Source organism: Pseudomonas sp. UBA2684 (assembly GCA_002354655.1).
GTDB lineage: Bacteria > Pseudomonadota > Gammaproteobacteria > Pseudomonadales > Pseudomonadaceae > Aquipseudomonas.
The window spans coordinates 340,037-359,569 of record DELY01000050.1 but is presented as its reverse complement, the minus strand read 5'-3'; the positions used below and the strand labels follow the sequence as shown (position 1 = coordinate 359,569).

22 protein-coding genes are annotated in these 19,533 nt (G+C 63.6%); 8 read left to right on the top strand and 14 right to left on the bottom strand.

The features are described from left to right. The first annotated feature begins 226 nt into the window (after positions 1–226). The 4 genes from B3M58_RS19400 (at position 227) to B3M58_RS19385 (ending at position 3,809) form a co-directional block, all read left to right on the top strand. On the top strand, positions 227–1,069 hold the full coding sequence (locus tag B3M58_RS19400) for a PA5502 family lipoprotein (RefSeq protein ID WP_296221593.1): 843 nt from the start codon (positions 227–229) through the stop codon (positions 1,067–1,069). Positions 1,070–1,296: 227 nt separating this feature from the next. Beyond that, complete coding sequence (locus B3M58_RS19395; protein WP_296221591.1) at positions 1,297–2,304, top strand: methionine ABC transporter ATP-binding protein; 1,008 nt, start codon at positions 1,297–1,299, stop codon at positions 2,302–2,304. After that, positions 2,304–2,981: a methionine ABC transporter permease gene (locus B3M58_RS19390; protein ID WP_296221590.1), complete on the top strand. Its 678-nt coding sequence runs from the start codon at positions 2,304–2,306 to the stop codon at positions 2,979–2,981. Before B3M58_RS19395 ends, B3M58_RS19390 begins: the two co-directional genes overlap by 1 nt. Before the next feature lie 57 nt (positions 2,982–3,038). Then, positions 3,039–3,809, top strand: a complete 771-nt coding sequence (locus B3M58_RS19385; protein ID WP_296221588.1) for a MetQ/NlpA family ABC transporter substrate-binding protein — start codon at positions 3,039–3,041, stop codon at positions 3,807–3,809. 369 nt (positions 3,810–4,178) lie between these two features. Here B3M58_RS19385 and B3M58_RS19380 read toward each other — a convergent pair whose 3' ends face one another. Then, the gene (locus tag B3M58_RS19380; RefSeq protein WP_296221586.1) at positions 4,179–5,054 is read right to left on the bottom strand and encodes a LysR substrate-binding domain-containing protein; all 876 of its coding nucleotides are present in this window, start codon (positions 5,052–5,054) and stop codon (positions 4,179–4,181) included. Between the two features lie 109 nt (positions 5,055–5,163). Between B3M58_RS19380 and B3M58_RS19375 the strand changes: the two genes are divergently transcribed. Then, on the top strand, positions 5,164–5,589 hold the full coding sequence (locus B3M58_RS19375) for a VOC family protein (protein ID WP_296221584.1): 426 nt from the start codon (positions 5,164–5,166) through the stop codon (positions 5,587–5,589). Between the two features lie 73 nt (positions 5,590–5,662). Here the strand turns inward: B3M58_RS19375 and B3M58_RS19370 are convergent, their stop codons facing one another. From B3M58_RS19370 to B3M58_RS19350, 5 genes are read right to left on the bottom strand one after another with little or no spacing between them, the layout of a single operon-like run. After that, positions 5,663–6,298: an SCO family protein gene (locus tag B3M58_RS19370; protein ID WP_296221582.1), complete on the bottom strand. Its 636-nt coding sequence runs from the start codon at positions 6,296–6,298 to the stop codon at positions 5,663–5,665. A gap of 12 nt (positions 6,299–6,310) precedes the next feature. Beyond that, a complete protein-coding gene (gene cyoE / locus B3M58_RS19365) occupies positions 6,311–7,210 on the bottom strand; it encodes a heme o synthase (RefSeq protein WP_296221581.1) in 900 nt (299 codons plus the stop codon). 17 nt (positions 7,211–7,227) lie between these two features. Then, positions 7,228–8,301, bottom strand: a complete 1,074-nt coding sequence (locus tag B3M58_RS19360) for a COX15/CtaA family protein (RefSeq protein ID WP_296221580.1) — start codon at positions 8,299–8,301, stop codon at positions 7,228–7,230. A gap of 55 nt (positions 8,302–8,356) precedes the next feature. Beyond that, entirely contained in the window at positions 8,357–8,941 is a 585-nt protein-coding gene (locus tag B3M58_RS19355; RefSeq protein WP_296221578.1) for a hypothetical protein, read from the bottom strand. After that, positions 8,916–9,647: an SURF1 family protein gene (locus B3M58_RS19350; protein WP_296221576.1), complete on the bottom strand. Its 732-nt coding sequence runs from the start codon at positions 9,645–9,647 to the stop codon at positions 8,916–8,918. Before B3M58_RS19350 ends, B3M58_RS19355 begins: the two co-directional genes overlap by 26 nt. Positions 9,648–9,722: 75 nt before the next feature. On the opposite strand from B3M58_RS19350, the gene B3M58_RS19345 reads away from it, so the two are divergent. After that, positions 9,723–9,926, top strand: coding sequence for a twin transmembrane helix small protein (locus tag B3M58_RS19345; RefSeq protein ID WP_296221574.1), 204 nt, complete (start codon positions 9,723–9,725; stop codon positions 9,924–9,926). 7 nt (positions 9,927–9,933) lie between these two features. Here B3M58_RS19345 and B3M58_RS19340 read toward each other — a convergent pair whose 3' ends face one another. From B3M58_RS19340 to coxB, 4 genes are read right to left on the bottom strand one after another with little or no spacing between them, the layout of a single operon-like run. Continuing rightward, positions 9,934–10,821, bottom strand: a complete 888-nt coding sequence (locus tag B3M58_RS19340; RefSeq protein ID WP_296221572.1) for a cytochrome c oxidase subunit 3 — start codon at positions 10,819–10,821, stop codon at positions 9,934–9,936. A gap of 11 nt (positions 10,822–10,832) precedes the next feature. After that, complete coding sequence (locus B3M58_RS19335) at positions 10,833–11,384, bottom strand: cytochrome c oxidase assembly protein (protein ID WP_296221570.1); 552 nt, start codon at positions 11,382–11,384, stop codon at positions 10,833–10,835. A gap of 11 nt (positions 11,385–11,395) precedes the next feature. Then, positions 11,396–12,979, bottom strand: coding sequence for a cytochrome c oxidase subunit I (gene ctaD / locus B3M58_RS19330; protein WP_296221569.1), 1,584 nt, complete (start codon positions 12,977–12,979; stop codon positions 11,396–11,398). A 4-nt stretch (positions 12,980–12,983) separates the two neighbouring features. Beyond that, a complete protein-coding gene (gene coxB / locus B3M58_RS19325; RefSeq protein WP_296221567.1) occupies positions 12,984–14,108 on the bottom strand; it encodes a cytochrome c oxidase subunit II in 1,125 nt (374 codons plus the stop codon). A gap of 361 nt (positions 14,109–14,469) precedes the next feature. On the opposite strand from coxB, the gene B3M58_RS19320 reads away from it, so the two are divergent. Continuing rightward, positions 14,470–15,126 (top strand): hypothetical protein, encoded by a 657-nt coding sequence (locus B3M58_RS19320; protein ID WP_296221565.1) that lies wholly within the window; start codon positions 14,470–14,472, stop codon positions 15,124–15,126. 18 nt (positions 15,127–15,144) lie between these two features. Here the strand turns inward: B3M58_RS19320 and B3M58_RS19315 are convergent, their stop codons facing one another. From B3M58_RS19315 to B3M58_RS19305, 3 genes are all read right to left on the bottom strand, one after another. After that, entirely contained in the window at positions 15,145–15,873 is a 729-nt protein-coding gene (locus B3M58_RS19315; protein ID WP_296221563.1) for a carbonic anhydrase, read from the bottom strand. Between the two features lie 132 nt (positions 15,874–16,005). Then, positions 16,006–17,064 (bottom strand): PA0069 family radical SAM protein, encoded by a 1,059-nt coding sequence (locus B3M58_RS19310; RefSeq protein WP_296221561.1) that lies wholly within the window; start codon positions 17,062–17,064, stop codon positions 16,006–16,008. 72 nt (positions 17,065–17,136) lie between these two features. Continuing rightward, positions 17,137–18,135 (bottom strand): bile acid:sodium symporter family protein, encoded by a 999-nt coding sequence (locus tag B3M58_RS19305; protein WP_296221559.1) that lies wholly within the window; start codon positions 18,133–18,135, stop codon positions 17,137–17,139. Positions 18,136–18,233: 98 nt separating this feature from the next. On the opposite strand from B3M58_RS19305, the gene B3M58_RS19300 reads away from it, so the two are divergent. Beyond that, complete coding sequence (locus B3M58_RS19300) at positions 18,234–19,025, top strand: AraC family transcriptional regulator (RefSeq protein WP_296221557.1); 792 nt, start codon at positions 18,234–18,236, stop codon at positions 19,023–19,025. A gap of 175 nt (positions 19,026–19,200) precedes the next feature. Here the strand turns inward: B3M58_RS19300 and B3M58_RS19295 are convergent. Next, the coding region (locus B3M58_RS19295) for a DUF3658 domain-containing protein (RefSeq protein ID WP_296221555.1) at positions 19,201–19,533 on the bottom strand (333 nt) is incomplete at its 5' end.

The window sequence follows — 19,533 nt, the reverse complement described above, 5'->3', positions numbered from 1 at the left end:
ACAGGCGGGATGGCCTGTACGATTTGCCGTTGCGCCGTAACCCAGCATCGACGCAACACGGGAGATCGCCTGGTGGGTTACGCGACGCGCCAAGGGGGCAGTGCCTGGCAGTACGGAGCATGGACCCCACGGTGAGCCTGCCACGGCGCACGGGCTGAAATATTGGTTCGGCCGGCGAGCGCAGTGTAGACTTGCGCGTTTTTTGCACAACACGAGACTCGTAGCAATGATGTCGTTCGCCTCACGTTGTCTATCTATCGTCGCGATTTCGCTGCTGTTAGCCGCTTGCCAGAGCGCACCGCAGGTGGCCAATCTGCCCACTGACGACCTGGTCAGCGCGTTCCGCCAGCTGGAGCAAAGCCTGGCCAGCGGCCAACTGAGCGCGGCGGAAAGCCAGCTCGGCAGCCTGCAACAACGCGCGACCGGCGATACCCGCCTGGAGCAATACCAGCGACAACTGGCCGAGGCGTACCTGCAGCAAGGGCAACAAGCCCTGCAAACCGGCGATCTCGACAGCGCCGCCAAGGCCCTCGGCCATGCGCGCCGCTTGATGCCGCAGGCACCGGCGCTGACCACTGGCCTGGATGGCGCCATCAACCAAGCCCGCGAGGATGAAGTGAACGCCGCCGAACAGGCGCGGCAGGCAGCCGCCAGCGCCGAAGCCGCCCGCCAGGCACAGGCGCGCCAAGTACGCCAAGCCGCCGAGCGCCAGGCGGCCGCCAGCGAGGCCAGACAACAGCCAAACGCCGCGGCGCCCGAGCGACCGGCCGCGCCGCAAGCCAAGCTGATCGATCCCGCCGCGGCCAGCAGCGTGGTGCCGCTGCCGATGCTCGACAACCAGGACAACGAACGCCTGCGCAGCCTGCTCGACCGCGTCGCCGAAGACGTCGTGGCATTCCGCTGCGCTGTGCGCATCGACGTGCGTCAGGCCAAGGATTATCCCTGGGTGGCGGCGTTGCTCACGGCGCGGATCAAACGCCTCGACCCGAATTTCAGCCCGCGGCTGAGCCAGGTGATCAAGCCCGGTCAGGTCCCGCAGCTGGTGCTGAGCCCGCAACCGCAGGACTGAGCCCCACACAGGCGGGTTCACGTAGGGTGGACATGGCGTAGCCTTGTCCACCCGGTGCAAGGCGCGGCTGCCCGCGGTGGACAAGTCGCGGCGCGAACAGGTTCGCCTTACGCGTTTTAGCTATAACCATAGGTCTACAAAGATTTTTGCGGCCTAAACAGCCACGGGTAGACTAGCCGACCTTTTATGCCTACCCGGCAACCCGACAAACCCAAAAGGTTTAACGCGTGATCGAATTCCATCAGGTCCACAAGGCGTACCGCGTCAGTGGCCAAGCCATTCCGGCCTTGCAAGCGACCGACCTGTACATCGCCCGTGGCGAGGTGTTTGGCATCATCGGGCATTCCGGTGCCGGCAAGAGCACCCTGCTGCGCCTGATCAACCGTCTGGAAGAGCCCTCGGGTGGACGCATCCAGGTCGACGGCGTGGACGCCACCGCCCTCGACGCCGATGGCCTGCGGCGTTTCCGCCAGCAGGTCGGGATGATTTTTCAGCACTTCAACCTGCTGTCCTCGAAGACCGTCGCCGACAACGTCGCCCTGCCGCTGAAACTGGCTGGCGAATTGTCGCGCCGCCAGATCGATGAGCGCGTCGCCGCGCTGCTGGCGCGGGTCGGCCTCAGCGAGCATGCCAGCAAATACCCGGCGCAACTGTCCGGCGGGCAGAAGCAGCGCGTCGGTATCGCCCGCGCCCTGTCCACCGAACCGAAGATCCTGCTCTGCGACGAAGCCACCAGCGCCCTCGACCCGCAGACCACCGCCTCGGTCTTGCAGCTGCTGGCCGAGATCAACCGCGAGCTGAACCTGACCATCGTGCTGATCACCCATGAAATGGACGTGATCCGCCGGGTCTGTGACCGCGTTGCGGTGATGGACGCCGGTGCGATTGTCGAACTGGGCTCGGTGGCCGAGGTATTCCTGCACCCGCAGCACCCGACCACCAAGCGCTTCGTCCAGGAAGCCGAGCACGTCGACGAGCACGAACAACACGACGACTTCGCCCATGTTCAGGGCCGCATCCTGCGCCTGACCTTCCAGGGCGAGGCCACCTATGCGCCGCTGCTCGGCACCGTGGCACGCGAGACCGGAGTGGATTACAGCATCCTCGCCGGACGCATCGACCGTATCAAGGACACCCCCTACGGCCAGTTGACCCTGGCCCTGACCGGCGGCGACCTGGATGCCGCGCTGGCGCGCCTCAAAGCCGCCGACGTGCACCTGGAGGTGCTGCGCTGATGGACGCCCTACTGACCCGTTTATTGCCCAACGTCGACTGGACCGAGATCGGCTACGCCAGCCTGGACACCCTGAGCATGCTCGGCGGTTCGCTGCTGTTCACCATCGTGCTCGGCCTGCCGCTCGGCGTGCTGCTGTTCCTCACCGGACCACGGCAGATGTTCGAACAGAAGGCGCTGTACGGCGTCATCTCGCTGCTGGTGAACATCCTGCGCTCGGTGCCGTTCGTGATCCTGTTGATTGTGATGATTCCCTTCACCGTCATCGTCACCGGCACCTCGCTGGGGGTGGCCGGCGCCATCCCGCCGCTGGTGGTTGGGGCCACGCCGTTCTTCGCCCGCCTGGTGGAAACCGCGCTGCGTGAAGTGGACCGCGGCATCATCGAGGCAACCCAGGCGATGGGCGCGACCACCCGACAGATCGTGGTCAACGCGCTGCTGCCGGAAGCGCTGCCGGGCATCGTCGCGGCGGTCACCGTCACCGCCATCACCCTGGTCTCCTACACCGCCATGAGCGGCCTGATCGGCGGCGGCGGCCTCGGCGACCTGGCGGTGCGCTACGGTTACCAGCGTTATCAACCCGACGTGATGGTGGTCACCGTGGTGCTGCTGTTGGTGCTCGTACAAATTCTGCAAACCGTCGGCGACAAGCTGGTGGTGCATTTCTCCAGAAAGTAACCAGCAGGCGACCGGCTACCCGCCGGACCCTGCGCCATCCCACAAGGAGTTTCAACGATGAAAAAACTGCTCGCTGCCATCGCCGCCGTTGCCGCCTTTTCTGCCCAGGCGCAACCCCTGACCGTCGCCGCCACCGCGGTGCCGCATGCGGAAATCCTCGAATTCGTCAAACCGGCCCTGGCCAAAGACGGCGTCGAACTGAACGTCAAAGTCTTCACCGACTACGTGCAGCCCAACGTGCAGGTGGCCGAGAAGCGCCTGGACGCCAACTTCTTCCAGCACCAGCCGTACCTGGATGAGTTCAACAAGAGCCGCGGCACCACGCTGGTCAGCGTGGCCGGCGTGCACGTCGAACCCTTCGGCGCTTACTCCAGCACCGTCAAAAGCCTGGCCGAACTGCCGCAAGGCGCCAACGTGGTGATCCCCAACGACGCCACCAACGGCGGCCGCGCCCTGCTGCTGCTGGAAAAGGCTGGGCTGATCAAGCTGAAAGATGCGAGCAACATCCTCGCCACGCCGAAAGACATCGCCGAGAACCCCAAGTCGATCAAGGTGCGTGAGCTGGAAGCGGCGACCCTGCCGCGCGTGCTGACCCAGGTCGACCTGGCGCTGATCAACACCAACTACGCGCTGGAAGCCAAGCTCAACCCGACCAAGGACGCCCTGATCATCGAAGGCAGCGACTCGCCCTACGTCAACATCCTGGTCGCCCGCGCGGACAATCAGGACAGCGTGGCCATGCAGAAACTGGCCAAGGCGCTGAACAGCGCTGAAGTCAAAGCCTTCATCCTGGAGAAATACCAGGGTGCCGTGGTGCCGGCGTTCTAAGCCACACCCGTTCCGCCGAGAAAGCCCGCCGCGCGCGGGCTTTTTTCTGGCTATGTACCCGTTAACTGTGTGTACGCAGATTCGGTAGGGTGGGTTAGTGGCGCTGAGGCGGGCTGGCAAAGCAACTGCGCAATGGCTGCGCCACGTAACCCACCCAGCGCTAATCGGCCTATCCCCTTTGGTGGGTTACGGCGCAACTGACTATGCAGCAGCCGCTAGTCCGTGGTCATGCGCCTAACCCACCCTACGCATTACCGCGCTCCAGGCATCGCGTAGCCGGCTGCACGTTTCAACACATAACGGGGACATAGTCTTTTTTCTGCACGCCGGCTGGCTGGCGACGAGAGCGTCGTCAGCCGCTGGGGCGGCCTATCGACACGCATCGCGGGCCGTCTCGCGCAGGCAGTCGAGCAGGCACTCCAGCGCCGGCTGGCGCTGGGCGCGGCGCAGCACCGCGACCAGTTCACGGCAAAAGGTCAGCTCGCCGAGTTCGATGATCCGCACGTGCGTCGGCCGTTGCAGCCACAACCCGGCGCGCGGGATCAACGACACGCCGAGGCCGCACTCGACCATGCGCACGATGGCTTCCAGTTCGTCCAACTCCAGCGCCTCACGCACCGCCAGGCGCTGCTCGCGGAGAAACTGGCTGACCCGCCGCCCACCGAACGAGCTGCGGTCATAGCGCACGAACGGCTGTTCGGCGAGCAGGCGCAGCGGCTCGTCGCCCTCGACATCCAGCGGCGCGATCAGCACGAAAGGTTCACGCGCCAGAGCAATCTGCAGCAGCTCTTTGGGCAGCTCGAACGGCGGTTTGATCAACAGCGCCAGGTCCAACTCGCCGGCATCCACCTGGCTCAGCAAATTCAAGGACACGCCGGGCACCAGCTTCAGCTCGACCCGCGGTGCCGCGGCGCGAAAACGCGGCAGCGTCTCCGGCAGCAGGCCGGTCTGCAACGTGGCGATGGCACCAATCTTCAGCTCGCCCTGCCACTCGGCAGCCGAGGTTGGCAGGGCCATCTGTGCGTACAGCGCGAGCATCTGCTCCGCCAGGGGCAGGGCATGCCGCCCGGCGGCATTCAGCACCGCGGCGCGACCGCTGCGGTCAAACAGGCGCACGCCGAGGCCGTGCTCCAGCACGCGCATCTGCGCGCTGACCGCCGACTGGGTCAGGCCAATATGCTGCCCCGCCGCCGCAAAGGTGCCATGCCGGGCAATCATCACCAAGGTCTTCAGCTCACGCAGCATGGACGCCTCTATTGATTAATTTTGCTTGTGCTTATGAGCAAGGATATTCGCTTTTAATCAGTATCGTTGTTACTAGAATCAACCGGACATCACCACCAAGGAATTCACCATGGCACTCGCGCCCTTTCATCTGGCTATTCCGGTCTATGACCTTGCTGAGTCCCGGCACTTTTACGGGGAGGTGTTCGGCTGCGCCGAAGGCCGCAGCAGCGAGCACTGGGTAGACTTCGACTTCTTCGGTCACCAACTGGTGATTCACTACAGCCCGAAAACATCCTCGCAGGTCGAGGCGCACAGCAACCCGGTAGACGGGCATGACGTGCCGGTGCCGCATTTCGGCGTGGTGCTGGGCTGGGAAGACTGGGAAAAGCTGGCGGCGCGGCTGCAGGCCAAGGGCACACGGTTCGTCATCGAACCGTATATCCGCTTTCAGGGTCAGGTCGGCGAGCAGGCCACCCTGTTCCTGCTCGACCCTTGCGGCAATGCCCTGGAGTTCAAGGCGTTCAAGGATATTGGCCAGCTGTTCGCCAAATAGCTAACGGCTGGGTTGTCCCCTGCGCGGGCCGCGCCATCCAATAAGACCCTAGGATGGCTGACAACCCAGCACATCAATTTGCCGTGTTGATCAACCCCGGCAACTGCGCGGCGAGCTTCTCGTTGTTCAGCGGCGCGCGGATAAAGCCGCGCTGGGTGCCGTCCGGGCCGATGATCACCAGGTTGCCGCTGTGGTCGACGGTGTAGTTTTCCTGGCTGGTGTCGGCCGGGATGTAGGGGATGCTCACGGCATTGGCAAACTTCTGCAGGGTGGCCTCTTCACCGGTCAAGCCGAGGAAGCCGGCATCGAAGTAGTTCAGGTACTTCTTCAGTTGCTCCGGGGTGTCGCGGTGCGGATCGACGCTGACCAGCACCACGCGCAGGTTGCTCCAGGTCTCCTCCGGCAACTGGCCACGCAGCTGGCGCAGTTGGGCAAGGGTCGCCGGACAGATGTCCGGGCAGAAGGTGTAACCGAAGAACAGCAGGCTCCATTTGTCCTTGAGTTGGTCGACGGCGACCGCCTGGCCGTCCTGGTCGACCAGACTCAGCTCCGGCAGCGCACGGCTTTGCGGCAGCAGCACGATGCCAGCGTCGAGCAACTGGGTCGGATCGCCCTGGCCCTTGCTGGTCAGCACCTTGTTGACGGTAAGGCCCAGCACCAGGGCGACGATGGCAACGAGGACGAAAACGGTGATCTGGGTACGGGTCATGACACCAACGATTTACAGGTTGAGCAGCAGGTAGTGGTCGACCAACAGGGCGATAAACAGCAGGAACAAGTACCAGATACTGTACTTGAAGGTATTGATCGCCGCGTGTGGCTGGCTGTCACGGTACAACACCCAGGCCCAGTGCAGAAAGCGCGCGCCGAGGCCAATGGCACAGACCAAGTAGAGCAGGCCGCTCATGTGGATCGCGTAAGGCAGGAGGGTCACGGCGAACATCACGCAGGTGTACAGCAGGATATGCACCTTGGTGTAGTGCTCGCCGTGGGTCACCGGCAGCATCGGGATGTCGGCCTTGGCGTATTCCTCCTTGCGGTGGATGGCCAGGGCCCAGAAGTGCGGTGGCGTCCAGGCGAAGATGATCAGCACCAGCAGCAGCGGTTCGGCGCTGATATGCCCGGTGACCGCGACCCAGCCGAGCAGCGGCGGCGCCGCCCCGGCGAGGCCACCGATGACGATATTCTGCGGCGTGGCGCGCTTGAGAAAGCCGGTGTAGAGCACCGCATAACCGAGCAAGGAGGCCAGGGTCAGCCAGGCGGCCAGCTCGTTGGTGAAGGTCAACAACAGCGCCATGCCGGCCACCGCCAGCAGCAGCGCGAAGCCCAACGCCGCGGTCGGTGACAGGCGCCCAGCAGTGACCGGGCGTTTGTGGGTGCGCGCCATGATCGAATCGATGCGCCGGTCGACCACATGGTTGACCGCCGCCGCCGCCCCGGCGCACAGGCCGATGCCCAGGTTGCCGAAGATCAGTACCTGCCAGGCCACGCCGGCGCGGGTGGCGAGGAACATGCCGACCAGCGAGGTGATCAGCATCAGCACCACCACCCGTGGCTTGGTCAGCTCCAGGTAGTCGCGCCAGGTGGCGTGCTCCTGATGGGTCCGCAGTAGAGTCGCCATGGGGTCTCTCCTTGTGGTTATGCGCGGGGCAGTTCGAAGCTGCCCGAGTCTTGTGAGAGCGGTATGGGCCGCGATGCACTTGCCACGCCGGCGCTCGCGGCCAACGCCACGTGCCCAGGTGAGCGCAAGCGGTAGTTGATCAGTACCACGACCAGCAGCAGCAGCGCGCCACCGGCGTTGTGCGCCACGGCCACCGGCAGCGGCAGGTGAAACACCACGTTGCTGATACCCAGGCCGATTTGTACGCCCAAGGCCATCAGCAGCAACGTGGCCAGGCGCGCTAAACCGCTGCGGCGCAGTTGCCAGGCCAATAGCAGCAGCGCCAGGGTGACCGCCAGAGCGCCGAGACGATGGGTCATGTGGATGGCGGTGCGTGCATCGCTGTCGAGTTGGCCGCCGAGGTAGTTGGGGCCGATGTGCTGGGTCAGATGGAAGCCGTTGGCAAAATCCATCGCCGGCCACCACTCGCCGTGGCAGGTCGGCAGGTCGACGCAGGCCACGGCCGCGTAGTTGCTGCTGACCCAGCCACCGAGGGCGATCTGCCCGATCACCAACAACAGCGCGCCAGCCGCCAGGGCACGTAGGCGACGCGGTATGGCGAGGGGTGGAAAGCGTGCGGACAAGCGCAGGGTCAACAGAAACAACAGGCTGAGCGTGGCAAAACCACCGAGCAGATGCGCGGTGACCACCTGCGGCCAGAGTTTGAGGGTCACCGTCCACATGCCGAACGCCGCTTGCAGGGTCACCAGGCCGAGCAAAAACAGCGGCAGTTTTAGCGGCTGCTGCGCCTCGCCACGGCGCCGCAGCGCCTGCACCGCCAGGCCGAGAATCACCAGGCCGAGGGCGCCGGCAAAGTAGCGGTGAACCATTTCATACCAGCCCTTGGCCACCTCCACTGGCGCCTCGGGAAAACGTGTCTCGGCCAGAGCCTGTTTGTGCTCGCTCATCGGCACGCCGATAAAGCCGTAGCAACCCGGCCAATCCGGGCAGCCCAGGCCGGCGTGGGTCAAGCGCGTGTAAGCACCGAGCAAGACCACCACCACGGCCAACAGGGTGGCGAACAAGGCGAAGCGGTAACCAGGTTTGACCATCGTGGATCTCCTTGTTACGTCACAGGATGGCGGCCCCATGCGTACAACAGTGGGGTCAGCCAATCTGCGAAATCTTCAGCAAGTAGCGTAGGTCATTGAGAATCGCCTTGCCTTTGCTGGAGCTGTCGTAACGCAGCACCAGATTGCCGTGCGGGTCGACGATCCACAGTTGCGCACCCTCGACCTGGCCCGCGGTCTTGCCATAGGCCTGAGGCTCCAGCGCATAGCGCCCCAGTTGCGGATACTCGCGGCGCAACTGAGCGTCGTAGTCAGCCGCCAACGGTTGCGCACTGGCCAGGGCATGCCCGGCGCGCGCCACATCGCGGTTGAGGCCGATATGGATTTGCCGGGCAAGAAACACCAGTTGTTGGCAGTCCGCATCGCAGGCCCCCGGGGTGGTGACCAGCAACTGCCAGCGAACTTCCTCGGCGCCACTGACGCCCAGGTCGGCACGGGTTTGTCCATTGCCGAGCAGCTCGCCGTGGTAGCTGCGGGTTTCCGGCACCCAGAAACGCCACTGGTACATGGCGCTGGCCAGCAACATCGGGCCGATAACCACGGCCAGGATCAGGATCAACTGCAAGCGCCCACGCCGCCGACGGCTGGGCGATGCTTCAGGCAGGGCGATGGCTGGGTTCATGGCGAGTCTCCCGCGCGTTAGATAGACCTAAATAAATAAACAAACCGAGCAACGCCGCCGCCAGGGCAAACCATTGCACGGCGTAGCCGAGGTGTTTGTCAGGGCTCATGGCGACCACTGGCCAGTCGCTCTGAAAGGACGCAGGACCAGGCTCCAGGCGCACCTCATAGCTCAAACCGCCACGCCCCAACTGCTGCCACAGCGCGTCCGGCTTGACCTCGGTAATCAGCCGCGGCCAAGCGCTTGTCGCAGCGACCTGCTGCAATTGAAAGGCCTCGCCCAGCGGCACATACACCGACGCCGTGAGGCCGAGCGGCGTATCGGGGGTGGTGAACGTGATGGGGATGCGGCGATCCGGCCAAGGCAGCCAACCGCGATTGAGCAACAGCCAGAGGCCACTGGCCTGGTCGTAGAACGGTTGCAGCACTTCCACACCCGCCTGGCCAGCGCGGATGCGGTTATCCAGCAAGACGCTGTGGGCGGCATCGAAATAGCCATGCAAGCGCACACGCACATAAGCCGGGTCGGCATGACGCTCCAAGTCGCTCAGGCTAATCGGAGCCGCCAGGCGCTGGGCCTCATGAGCGGCGAGCAACTCGCGCTTTTCCTCGGCGCGCGCCAGCTGCCAGCAACCCAGGCCGATCAGCAGCGGAAACAAGGCCAGCACCACTAAGCTGGGCAACACGCCAGGGCGAAAGGTGCTCATTGGTGCCCCCCAAAAGCCCCTACGAAGCTGGCTATACTGCATATGCACCACATTCCCCTACCCCCGGAGTCACGCATGCTCAAGGCCGCGATCGTCCTCTTACTACTGGCCACCCTGGTCAGCTTGTTCAGCGGCCTGTTCTTCCTGGTCAAGGACGAGGGCCGCACCTCGCGGGTGGTCAATGCACTTACCGTTCGTGTCACCCTCACGGCCCTGACTGTCGGGCTAATCGCCTGGGGTTTCTATTCGGGCCAACTGGTGCCTCACGTCACCTGGTAACGCCGGTTCAGAGCACGTAAACGAAGACGAACAAACCGATCCACACCACATCGACAAAGTGCCAGTACCAGGCCGCCGCTTCGAAACCGAAGTGCTGATCGGCATCGAAGTGTCCGCGCAGGACGCGGACCAGCATCACCGTGAGCATTATCGCCCCCAGGGTTACGTGGGCACCGTGGAAACCGGTGAGCATAAAGAAGGTCGCGCCGTAGATACCGGAACCCAGGGTCAGCCCCAGCTCGGTGTAAGCGTGGATATATTCTTCGACCTGCAAAACCAGAAACGCGATACCCAGCAACACCGTCAGGGCTAGCCAGATCTTCAGTGGCTTGCGGTGGTTCTTGCGCAGCGCATGGTGGGCGAAGGTCAGGGTGAAGCTAGAGCTCACCAGCAGGATGGTGTTGATCAGCGGCAAACCCCAGGCGCTGATGATCCCGCTGGGCGCCGGGTAGAGTTTTGGGTCCGGGCTATTGAGCAGCGGCCAGGTGTACTCGAAACCCGGCCACAACATGTTGCTCACACCCTTGTCACCTTCGCCGCCAAGCCATGGCCCGGCCCAGGTGCGCACGTAGAACAGCACACCGAAAAACGCGGCGAAGAACATCACCTCGGAGAAGATGAACCAGCTCATGCCCCAGCGGAATGAGCGATCCATCTGCGGGCTGTACATGCCGGAGCGGCTTTCCTTGATCACATTGCCGAACCAGCCGAACAGCATGTAGGCGAGGAACAGGCCGCCAACGAAGAAGATCAGCGGGCCATTGGAATCGGGCCGATCCGCCTTGATATCGTTGAACCAGGTGCCGACGCCATAAACCGATAGCAACATGCCGAGGGTGGCAATGATCGGCCACTTGCTCTGTGCGGGAACGTAATACTGCTCGTGAGACGCCATCTTTGTTCTCCTTATTGGCCCGCCTGGGCAACCGGCGGTTTACTCGCAGTGATATCGAACAGGGTGTAAGCCAGGGTCAGGTGCTTCACGTCCGCCGGCAGGGCGCGGTCGACGATGAAGCGCACCGGCATCTCGATGCGTTCGCCCGGTTGCAGCACCTGCTGGGTAAAGCAGAAGCACTCGGTCTTGTGGAAAAACGCCGCAGCCTTGGACGGTGCCACACTGGGGATTGCCTGGGCGGTCATCGGTTTGTCCGTGGGGTTGTAGGCCACAAACAGCATTTGCGTACTGGCCCCAGGATGCACTACCAGCTCATCGGCCTCGGCGCGAAACTCCCAGACCATGTCGGCCGCATTGGTCGCCAGAAACTGCACGCGCACCTGACGCGATTCATCGCTCGTTTGCAGCCCGGCCTCATAAGCGCCGGCCGTTTTGCCGTTGATACCAAAGGCCTGACACATCACGTCGTAGATCGGCACCAGGGCGAAACCAAAGCCAAACATGCCGACCACCACCAGTAACAGGCGGGTGACCAGACGACGGGTGGACAGGGCTTCGCTCATCGGTCGGTTCCTTATTTCACTTCCGGCGGCGTGCTGAAGGTGTGGTAAGGCGCCGGCGACGGCACGGTCCACTCCAACCCTTCGGCACCGTCCCATGGCTTGGCCGCTGCCGGCTTGCCGCCACGGATGCACTTGATGACGATAAACAGGAACAGCAACTGGGTCGCACCGAACATAAAGGCGCCGACGCTGGAGACCATGTTGAAGTTGGCGAACATCATGTTGTAGTCGGGAATCCGTCGCGGCATACCGGCCAGGCCGACGAAGTGCATCGGGAAGAACGCCAAGTTCATGCCGACGAAGCTCATCCAGAAATGCAGCTTGCCGAGGGTCTCGTCATACATGTGCCCGGTCCACTTCGGCAGCCAGTAGTAGGCCGAGGCGAAGATGCCGAAGATCGCACCCGGCACCAGCACGTAGTGGAAGTGCGCCACCACGAAGTAGGTGTCGTGGTACTGGAAGTCCGCCGGGGCGATGGCCAGCATCAACCCGGAGAAGCCGCCGATGGTGAACAGGATGACGAAAGCCACCGAGAACAGCATCGGCGTCTCGAAGGTCATCGAGCCCTGCCACATGGTGCTGGCCCAGTTGAACACCTTCACCCCGGTCGGCACGGCGATCAGCATGGTGGCGTACATGAAGAACAGCTGGCCGGTCAGCGGAATGCCCACGGTAAACATGTGGTGCGCCCAGACGATGAACGACAGGAAAGCGATCGAGGCCGTGGCGTAGACCATCGAGGTGTAGCCAAACAGCGGCTTACGGGCGAAGGCCGGGATGATCGCACTGACCGCACCGAACGCCGGCAGGATCATGATGTACACCTCGGGGTGACCGAAGAACCAGAACACGTGCTGGAACAGCACCGGATCACCGCCGCCGGCCGCACTGAAGAAGCTGGTGCCGAAATGAATGTCCATCAGCATCATGGTCACGCAACCGGCCAGTACCGGCATCACCGCGATCAGCAGGAAGGCGGTGATCAGCCAGGTCCAGACGAACAACGGCATCTTCATCAGGGTCATGCCGGGGGCGCGCAGGTTGAGGATGGTGGCGACCACGTTGATCGCCCCCATGATCGAACTGATGCCCATCAGGTGCACGGCGAAGATGAAGAACGTCACGCTTTCCGGCGCGTAGGTGGTCGACAGCGGTGCATAGAAGGTCCAACCGAAGTTCGGCCCGCCGCCTTCCATAAACAGCGTGCTGATCAACATGCCGAACGCAGCGGGCAGCAGCCAGAAGCTGAAGTTGTTCATCCGCGGCAGGGCCATGTCCGGCGCCCCGACCATCAGCGGGATCATCCAGTTGGCCAGGCCGACGAAGGCCGGCATCACCGCGCCGAAGACCATGATCAGACCATGCATGGTGGTCATCTGGTTGAAGAATTCCGGCTGCACAATCTGCAGACCGGGCTGGAACAGTTCGGCGCGAATCACCATGGCCATGCTGCCGCCCAGCAGGAACATGGCGAAGCTGAACCACAGGTACATGGTGCCGATGTCTTTGTGGTTGGTGGTCAACACCCAGCGCATCAGGCCTTTGGCCGGGCCATGGTGGTGGTCAGTATGACCGTGGTCAATCACTGCACTCATGTCCTTACTCCTGAGCCTTTTTGAACGCGAGGATGTCTTTCGGCGTGACCATGTCGCCTACCGCATTGCCCCAGGCATTGCGTTCGTAGGTGATGATCGCGGCGATATCGACTTCCGAGAGTTGCTTGCCGAAGGCGGCCATGGAGGTGCCCGGCTTGCCGTTGACCACAATGTCGATGTGACCTTCGGCCGCCCCCGTGGCGATGGCCGAGCCTTTCAGAGCCGGAAACATCGGCGGCAGGCCTTCGCCGTTGGCCTGGTGACAGGCCGCGCAGGCCGTGTTGTAAGCCTTCTCGCCGCGGACCATCAGCTCGTCCATGGTCCACTCCTTACTGGTCAACTCCTTCTCGGCAGCGGCGGCGGCCTTACGTTCGGCCAGCCACACGGCAAAGTCTTCCTTCGACTTGGCTTCGACCACTACCGGCATGAAGCCGTGGTCCTTGCCGCACAACTCGGTGCACTGGCCACGAAAAATCCCCGGCTCGTCGATACGCGTCCAGGATTCGTTGATAAAGCCGGGGATGGCGTCCTTCTTCACTGCCAGCGCCGGCACCCACCAGGAGTGGATCACGTCGGCGGCGGTAATCAGGAAGCGCACCTTGGTGCCGACCGGCACCACCAGCGGCTCGTCGACCTCCAGCAGGTAGTGCTCGCCTTTTGCGGCCTGGTTATTGATCTGCGCTTTCGGCGTGGTCAGGTTGCTGAAGAACTCAACGTCCTGGCCCAGGTATTTGTAGTGCCATTTCCATTGGTAGCCGGTGACCTGAATATCCAGCTCGGATTCCGAACTGTCGTAGATCTCGATCAGGGTCTTGGTGGCCGGAATGGCCATCAGCACCAGAATCACCAATGGCACCACGGTCCAGAGAATCTCCACCGTGGTGCTTTCGTGAAAGTGCGCGGGCTGCTGCCCGGTGGAGCGACGGTGGACCAGCATCGACCAGAACATGGCGCCAAACACCACCACGCCGATCACGACACAGATCCAGAAGATGGTCATGTGTAAGTCAAACACTGAGCGGCTGACCTCGGTAGCACCGGGCGCCATGTTGATGGTCCAGCTGGCGTGCGCCGTGCTGAATACCAACCACAGCAGGATGCCCATCCAAACTCGTGGATGTCGCGTCATTGCGGGTTCCCCTTATCGTTCTTGTTATCCCGCCGGCGTTGCCTGCGGCAAAGGGATCGACTGCCATAACTGCTGGCGACTACTTCGAAACCTCTCCGTGCCGAAGCCCGTCCGGTTCCATCAGGTACTGCCTTTCGAAATCGAGTATAGACGGCGACTTCCACCTGGCAACGCCAAAACGCAAATGACCGAAGCCGCGCAAGGCTTGTCCTAAACGCCACGCTCGCGGCGGACGGGAAAAATTGGCAACGCCGCCATATAGCGCGCTCGCATAAGCATTAAAAAATTATGACAATCGCGTCTTAGCAGTCGCGTTCTGCCAGCTATGGTTCACGCCCATGTCCTCACATCAGGAGCAGTCATGAACACCCCCGCCTTGCGCGAGCTGATCCAGCGCGCCCACCAACACGAAGCCAATAGCGGTCATCTCGGCCGTCAACTGCAAGCCCAGCTCGGCCGCCTGCACCCGTCGATCCGCTTGCCGAACACCGACACCCTGGGTGTCCTCACGCGCTTTGTCGCGGCCTATATCGAACAGGTGCCGGAGGTCTTGGAAGCGGCCAATCAGGTCGCGCGTGAAGCCGGCATCGAGGCGCAAATCAAGCCGGTGCTGAAGGTTGCCGAACAGTTTTTTCTGCAACCACCGGCGCTGATGGCCGGGCACGAAGGCCTCGACGGCCTGCTCGACGAGGCTTACCTGGCGCATCGCCTGGTCGAGGAGGTCAACGACCGTTACATCGCTCACCTGGGGCAGCCGTTGATCCCGCTGGACACCACGGTGGCCAATCTGATCGCCCACCAACTGATCGGCGAACCCTTTGCCAACCAGTTGGATGAAGCCGTGCACCATGCGGTGGACGGCATGCTCGACGAGGCCAGCTTCAGCCAGGACTCGGTGCGCGCCTACCGCGAACGCCTGAGCGACCCACAGACCGAAGCCGCCTGGCAGCGTTGGCCCTGCCTGTCGCGTCAATTAGGCGTCGAGCTGGAGCTGGATCAGGCGCGCGTAGCCAGTTGAGGCCGCGCCGCGGGCGCTTCAGCCCTGTGGGTAACGAGCGCGCGGCGTGGCCATTGGCACCTTCTCGCCATCGAGTGGCAGGAAGCTGCCAAGCTCGGCGTCATAAGCCTTGATCTGGCTGGTTTCGATGTCATAGACCCAACCATGGATGAACAGCTGGCCGCTGGCCAGGCGCGAGGCCACTGAGGGGTGGGTGCGCAGGTGGTCGAGCTGGGCGACGACGTTCTCCTCGGTGAGCACCTCGAGGGTTTCCTGGTCGGTGCTGCAGGTGCAGTTTTCCGCGACCACGGTGCGCGCTACTTCGGCATGGCGCAGCCAAGCCTTGACCGTCGGCATGGTTTCCAGCGACTGCGGATTGAGTACCGCCTTCATCGCGCCGCAATCGGAATGGCCGCAGATGACGATGTGCTGCACATCCAGCGCCATGACCGCGTACTCGATGGCGGTCGACACGCCGCCCATCATCTGCCCGTAGGGCGGGACCACGTTACCGACGTTGCGGTTGACGAACAGATCGCCCGGGGAGCTCTGGGTGATCAACTCGGGCACCACGCGCGAATCGGCGCAAGTGATGAACATGGCGCGGGGGTTCTGCGCGGTGGCGAGCTTCTTGAACAGCTCTTCCTGCTGCGGAAAGACCTCGTTACGGAAGTGCTTGAAGCCGTCGACGATACGCTTCAGCGCCTGTTCGGCGGTTTCACTGCCCTCGTGGGCCTTGAGTGGAATGACCTGATGTTTGTAAGGCATACCCTTGACCTCTGTAGACCTGAAATGGCGCTGTTAAGCGACAGCTTCTGCGGGTGGCGAGTCACACACTCAGTGTCGCCTCAGGCGAAAGAAGCGACAACCTGCGGTTCTGGCATTTCGTGGCCGGGCATGTCAAAGCAGGGCGAGTTGACCGCCGGGCGGACAAAATTTCGAGCCATCTAGGTCGAAGCCCGCACGACGGTTCAACCCGAGGCGTTTTATCGCCACGGCGAACCGCTGCGCCAGCAGCCCGGCAAAAACCCCTTGGCCAGTGAAACGATGACCGAAGCGGCTGTCATACAGCTCACCACCCCGGCTCTGGCGGATCAGGCTGAGCACATGCTCGGCGCGTTGCGGGTAGTGCGCGTGCAACCACTCCTCGAACAGTGGCGCCACCTCGCGGGGCAGGCGCACGAACATATAGCCGGCACTCTGCGCGCCAGCACGCTTGGCCTGCTCGAGCAGGCGTTCGAGTTCCATGTCGTTGATCATCGGGATCATCGGCGCACACAACACCCCGACCGGAATGCCCTGGCCACGCAGCACGCGAATGGCACGCAGACGTGCGGCCGGCGCTGCGGCGCGGGGTTCGAGGATGCGCTTGAGCTCATCATCGAGGGTGGTCAGGCTGATCATCACCGCCACCAGCCGCTGGCGCGCCAACTCGCTGAGCAAATCGAGGTCGCGCAGGATCAGCGAACCCTTGGTCACGATGGTCAGCGGATGGCGGTAACGCAACAGCACCTCGAGGATCTGTCGGGTCAGCCGCTGTTCACGCTCGATCGGTTGATAGGGGTCGGTGTTGCTCCCCAGGGCGATGGGTGCGCAGACATAACCGCGCATGGATAACTGTTGTTCGAGCAGCGCTGCGGCGTTGGTCTTGGCGATCAGCCGGGTCTCGAAATCAATACCCGGCGACAGATCCCAATAGGCGTGGCTAGGCCGTGCGTAGCAGTAGATGCAACCATGCTCGCAGCCCCGGTAGGGGTTGATCGAGCGGTCGAACGGCAGGTCCGGCGACTGGTTGCGGGTGATGATGGATTTCGCGGTTTCCGCACGCACTTCGGTGGCGCGGCTTGGCGGTACTTCCTGGAACCAACCGTCGTCGCTGGCGATGATCTGGGTCGGCGCATAGCGGTTGAACGGGTTGCTGGCGGTGCCGCGACCACGCGGCGGCAGGGAAACGGACATGGCTTGGCTCCCGCTAAATACTGTATAAATATACAGTTATCCTACTCCGCCACCAAGTACCTGTCGTCGCGCCTATGGCTCGCCGAGCGGCGCCGCGACCGCGGCCTCTTCTGGACGCTGGGCGTAGCGCTGGGCGAGCACCGCGCAGACCATCAGTTGAATCTGATGGAACAGCATCAGCGGCAGGATCAGCAAGCCGATGGGGCCGCCGGCGAACAGCACCTGAGCCATCGGCACGCCAGTGGCCAGGCTCTTCTTCGAGCCGCAGAAGAGAATGGTGATGCGGTCTTCCTGGCTGAAGCCCAGCCATTTACCGAGCAAGTAGGTGAGCAGCAAAGCCAGCGCCAGCAGCACGCAGCAGGCCAGCAGCAGGCCGCCCAACACCGGCAGCGACACCTGCTGCCAGAGGCCGTCGACCACCGCCGCGCCGAACGCGCTGTAGACCACCAGCAGGATCGAGCCCTGGTCGACGAACTTCAGCCAGTCCTTGTTGCGCCCGACCCAGGCGCCGATCCAGCGCCGCGCAATCTGCCCGGCGATAAACGGCACCAGCAGTTGCAGGGTGATCTTGCCGATGGCGTCCAGGGTCGAGCCGCTATCGCCCTGCACGCCCAGCAGCAGGGTCACCAGCAATGGCGTGAGGAAGATGCCAAACAGGCTGGAGGCCGCCGCGCTGCAGATCGCCGCCGGGATATTGCCCCGCGCCAGTGAGGTGAAGGCGATGGCCGATTGCACCGTGGCCGGCAGCGCGCAGAGGTAGAGCATGCCCAGGTACAGCTCGACGCCGATCAGCGGTGCCAGCAGCGGCTTGAGCGCCAGGCCGAGCAGGGGAAAGAGGATAAAGGTGCAGGCGAACACCAGCAGGTGCAGGCGCCAGTGGCTGGCACCGGCGATGATCGCTGCGCGCGAGAGCTTGGCGCCGTGCAGGAAAAACAGCAGGGCGATACCCAGGTTGGTGATCCAGCCAACGGCCACGGCGGCCTGGCCACTGGCCGGCAGCAGGGTGGCGAGGGCGACCACGCCGATCAGGGTCAGGGTGAAGTTGTCGGGCAGCAGGCGGGAGCGGGCCATGGCAGTGTCGTCCGAAGCAGGGGCAAGGCTATTGCCATTGAGGATGCCGCCACTCTACCGTGGTCACTTATTACCGACTAACGTGACCAAGCCAGATAATGTCGCCAAACGGACAAACTTCGCTGCCCGAACGCACGATCCCCGCGCTGCGTCAGTTGCCGCGCGCGCTGTATGCGCGCACCGAATCCCTGACGCAGCAAGTCGGCACGCCGCGCCACAGCCATCCCTGGGTGCAGTTGTCCTACGCCACCCAGGGCGTGCTGCATGTGCACACCGCCGCCGGCAGTTTCGTCGCCCCGCCGCAACGGGCGATCTGGGTGCCGGCGGGCCTGGAACACGAGGTGATCAGCTCGCCGCACACGGAAATGCGCAGCCTGTACCTGGAGCGGGCCGCCACCGCCTGGGCGCCGGCGCATTGCCGAGTGCTGGAGATCGACCGGCTGACCCGCGAGCTGATCGAGCGCTTCTGCGCCGGACCGGTGGAATACGACGAGGCGGGCGCCGACGGGCGCCTGGCGCAGGTGTTGCTCGACCAGTTGCGCGCCGCGCCGGAAGTCCGCCTGTCCCTGCCGTTGCCCAGCGACCCGCGCTTGCAGCAGCTGTGCCGCCAGTTGCAGGCGCACCCCGAAGACAAACGCAGCCTCGGCGACTGGAGTACCCAGCTGGGCGCCTCGGAGAAAACCCTAAGCCGCCGCTTCCTGCGCGACACCGGCCTGACCTTCCGCGCCTGGCGCCAACGCCTGCGCCTGCTCGGCGCCCTGAGCCCGCTGGAGCGCGGCCAGCGCGTCACCGACGTGGCGCTGGCCTGCGGCTACGAATCGACCTCGGCCTTTATCGCCGCCTTTCGCCAGCAGTTTGGCGCCACGCCGGGGGAGTTCTTCCGCGACTGAGCGGCGCACACCCGTTGCCGCGTGGCGATATCGCATTTACGCATCGGCGCCCGGGCCGATAAGCATCTGCGCGAGCACGCTGAACGGTTAATGACCGAGGCGCTGCGCCAAGTCATCGCGCACTATGGGCGAGGAGAGGCAACCCAGCAGCGCAGCCTCCAACGGCGAAGGTGACTCACTCACCGGTCTGCTCGGCCGGAATGCGCACCTGCCGCGCGCTGTAGGGCGCGCTATCGCTCAGATCCAGCTGTAACCGAGCGGCCGCCGCCAGCTCGCGGGCGCGCCAGTAGAGGAAAAAATCGGTCGCAAAAAACCCCTCGCTACGCGCCATGACCTCGGCCATCGCCCGCGCCAAAGGCTGCCACTGCGCCGTGCAGAACCGCAACAGTGGCTCATCGACACAGGCGTGCTCGCGAGGCTCGAAGGCGCCGGCGTGATACAGGCGAATCGCGGCGTTGTCCGCAAGCTGCTGGCGCCATTGGCTGGCGAGCCACTGCCGGCGCGCCGG

Excerpts from the sequence above, each read along its gene's own strand:
- B3M58_RS19360 (WP_296221580.1), bottom strand. The coding sequence starts at position 8,301 with ATGGTCAAACCTGGTTACCGCTTCGCCTTGTTCGCCACCCTGTTGGCC.
- B3M58_RS19335 (WP_296221570.1), bottom strand. The coding sequence starts at position 11,384 with ATGAGCGAAGCCCTGTCCACCCGTCGTCTGGTCACCCGCCTGTTACTG.
- B3M58_RS19385 (WP_296221588.1), top strand. The coding sequence starts at position 3,039 with ATGAAAAAACTGCTCGCTGCCATCGCCGCCGTTGCCGCCTTTTCTGCC.
- B3M58_RS19345 (WP_296221574.1), top strand. The coding sequence starts at position 9,723 with ATGCTCAAGGCCGCGATCGTCCTCTTACTACTGGCCACCCTGGTCAGC.
- B3M58_RS19315 (WP_296221563.1), bottom strand. The coding sequence starts at position 15,873 with ATGCCTTACAAACATCAGGTCATTCCACTCAAGGCCCACGAGGGCAGT.
- B3M58_RS19375 (WP_296221584.1), top strand. The coding sequence starts at position 5,164 with ATGGCACTCGCGCCCTTTCATCTGGCTATTCCGGTCTATGACCTTGCT.
- ctaD (WP_296221569.1), bottom strand. The coding sequence starts at position 12,979 with ATGAGTGCAGTGATTGACCACGGTCATACTGACCACCACCATGGCCCG.
- B3M58_RS19400 (WP_296221593.1), top strand. The coding sequence starts at position 227 with ATGATGTCGTTCGCCTCACGTTGTCTATCTATCGTCGCGATTTCGCTG.
- B3M58_RS19390 (WP_296221590.1), top strand. The coding sequence starts at position 2,304 with ATGGACGCCCTACTGACCCGTTTATTGCCCAACGTCGACTGGACCGAG.
- B3M58_RS19300 (WP_296221557.1), top strand. The coding sequence starts at position 18,234 with ATGTCGCCAAACGGACAAACTTCGCTGCCCGAACGCACGATCCCCGCG.
- cyoE (WP_296221581.1), bottom strand. The coding sequence starts at position 7,210 with ATGGCGACTCTACTGCGGACCCATCAGGAGCACGCCACCTGGCGCGAC.
- coxB (WP_296221567.1), bottom strand. The coding sequence starts at position 14,108 with ATGACGCGACATCCACGAGTTTGGATGGGCATCCTGCTGTGGTTGGTA.
- B3M58_RS19380 (WP_296221586.1), bottom strand. The coding sequence starts at position 5,054 with ATGCTGCGTGAGCTGAAGACCTTGGTGATGATTGCCCGGCATGGCACC.
- B3M58_RS19320 (WP_296221565.1), top strand. The coding sequence starts at position 14,470 with ATGAACACCCCCGCCTTGCGCGAGCTGATCCAGCGCGCCCACCAACAC.
- B3M58_RS19305 (WP_296221559.1), bottom strand. The coding sequence starts at position 18,135 with ATGGCCCGCTCCCGCCTGCTGCCCGACAACTTCACCCTGACCCTGATC.
- B3M58_RS19370 (WP_296221582.1), bottom strand. The coding sequence starts at position 6,298 with ATGACCCGTACCCAGATCACCGTTTTCGTCCTCGTTGCCATCGTCGCC.
- B3M58_RS19350 (WP_296221576.1), bottom strand. The coding sequence starts at position 9,647 with ATGAGCACCTTTCGCCCTGGCGTGTTGCCCAGCTTAGTGGTGCTGGCC.
- B3M58_RS19310 (WP_296221561.1), bottom strand. The coding sequence starts at position 17,064 with ATGTCCGTTTCCCTGCCGCCGCGTGGTCGCGGCACCGCCAGCAACCCG.
- B3M58_RS19340 (WP_296221572.1), bottom strand. The coding sequence starts at position 10,821 with ATGGCGTCTCACGAGCAGTATTACGTTCCCGCACAGAGCAAGTGGCCG.
- B3M58_RS19355 (WP_296221578.1), bottom strand. The coding sequence starts at position 8,941 with ATGAACCCAGCCATCGCCCTGCCTGAAGCATCGCCCAGCCGTCGGCGG.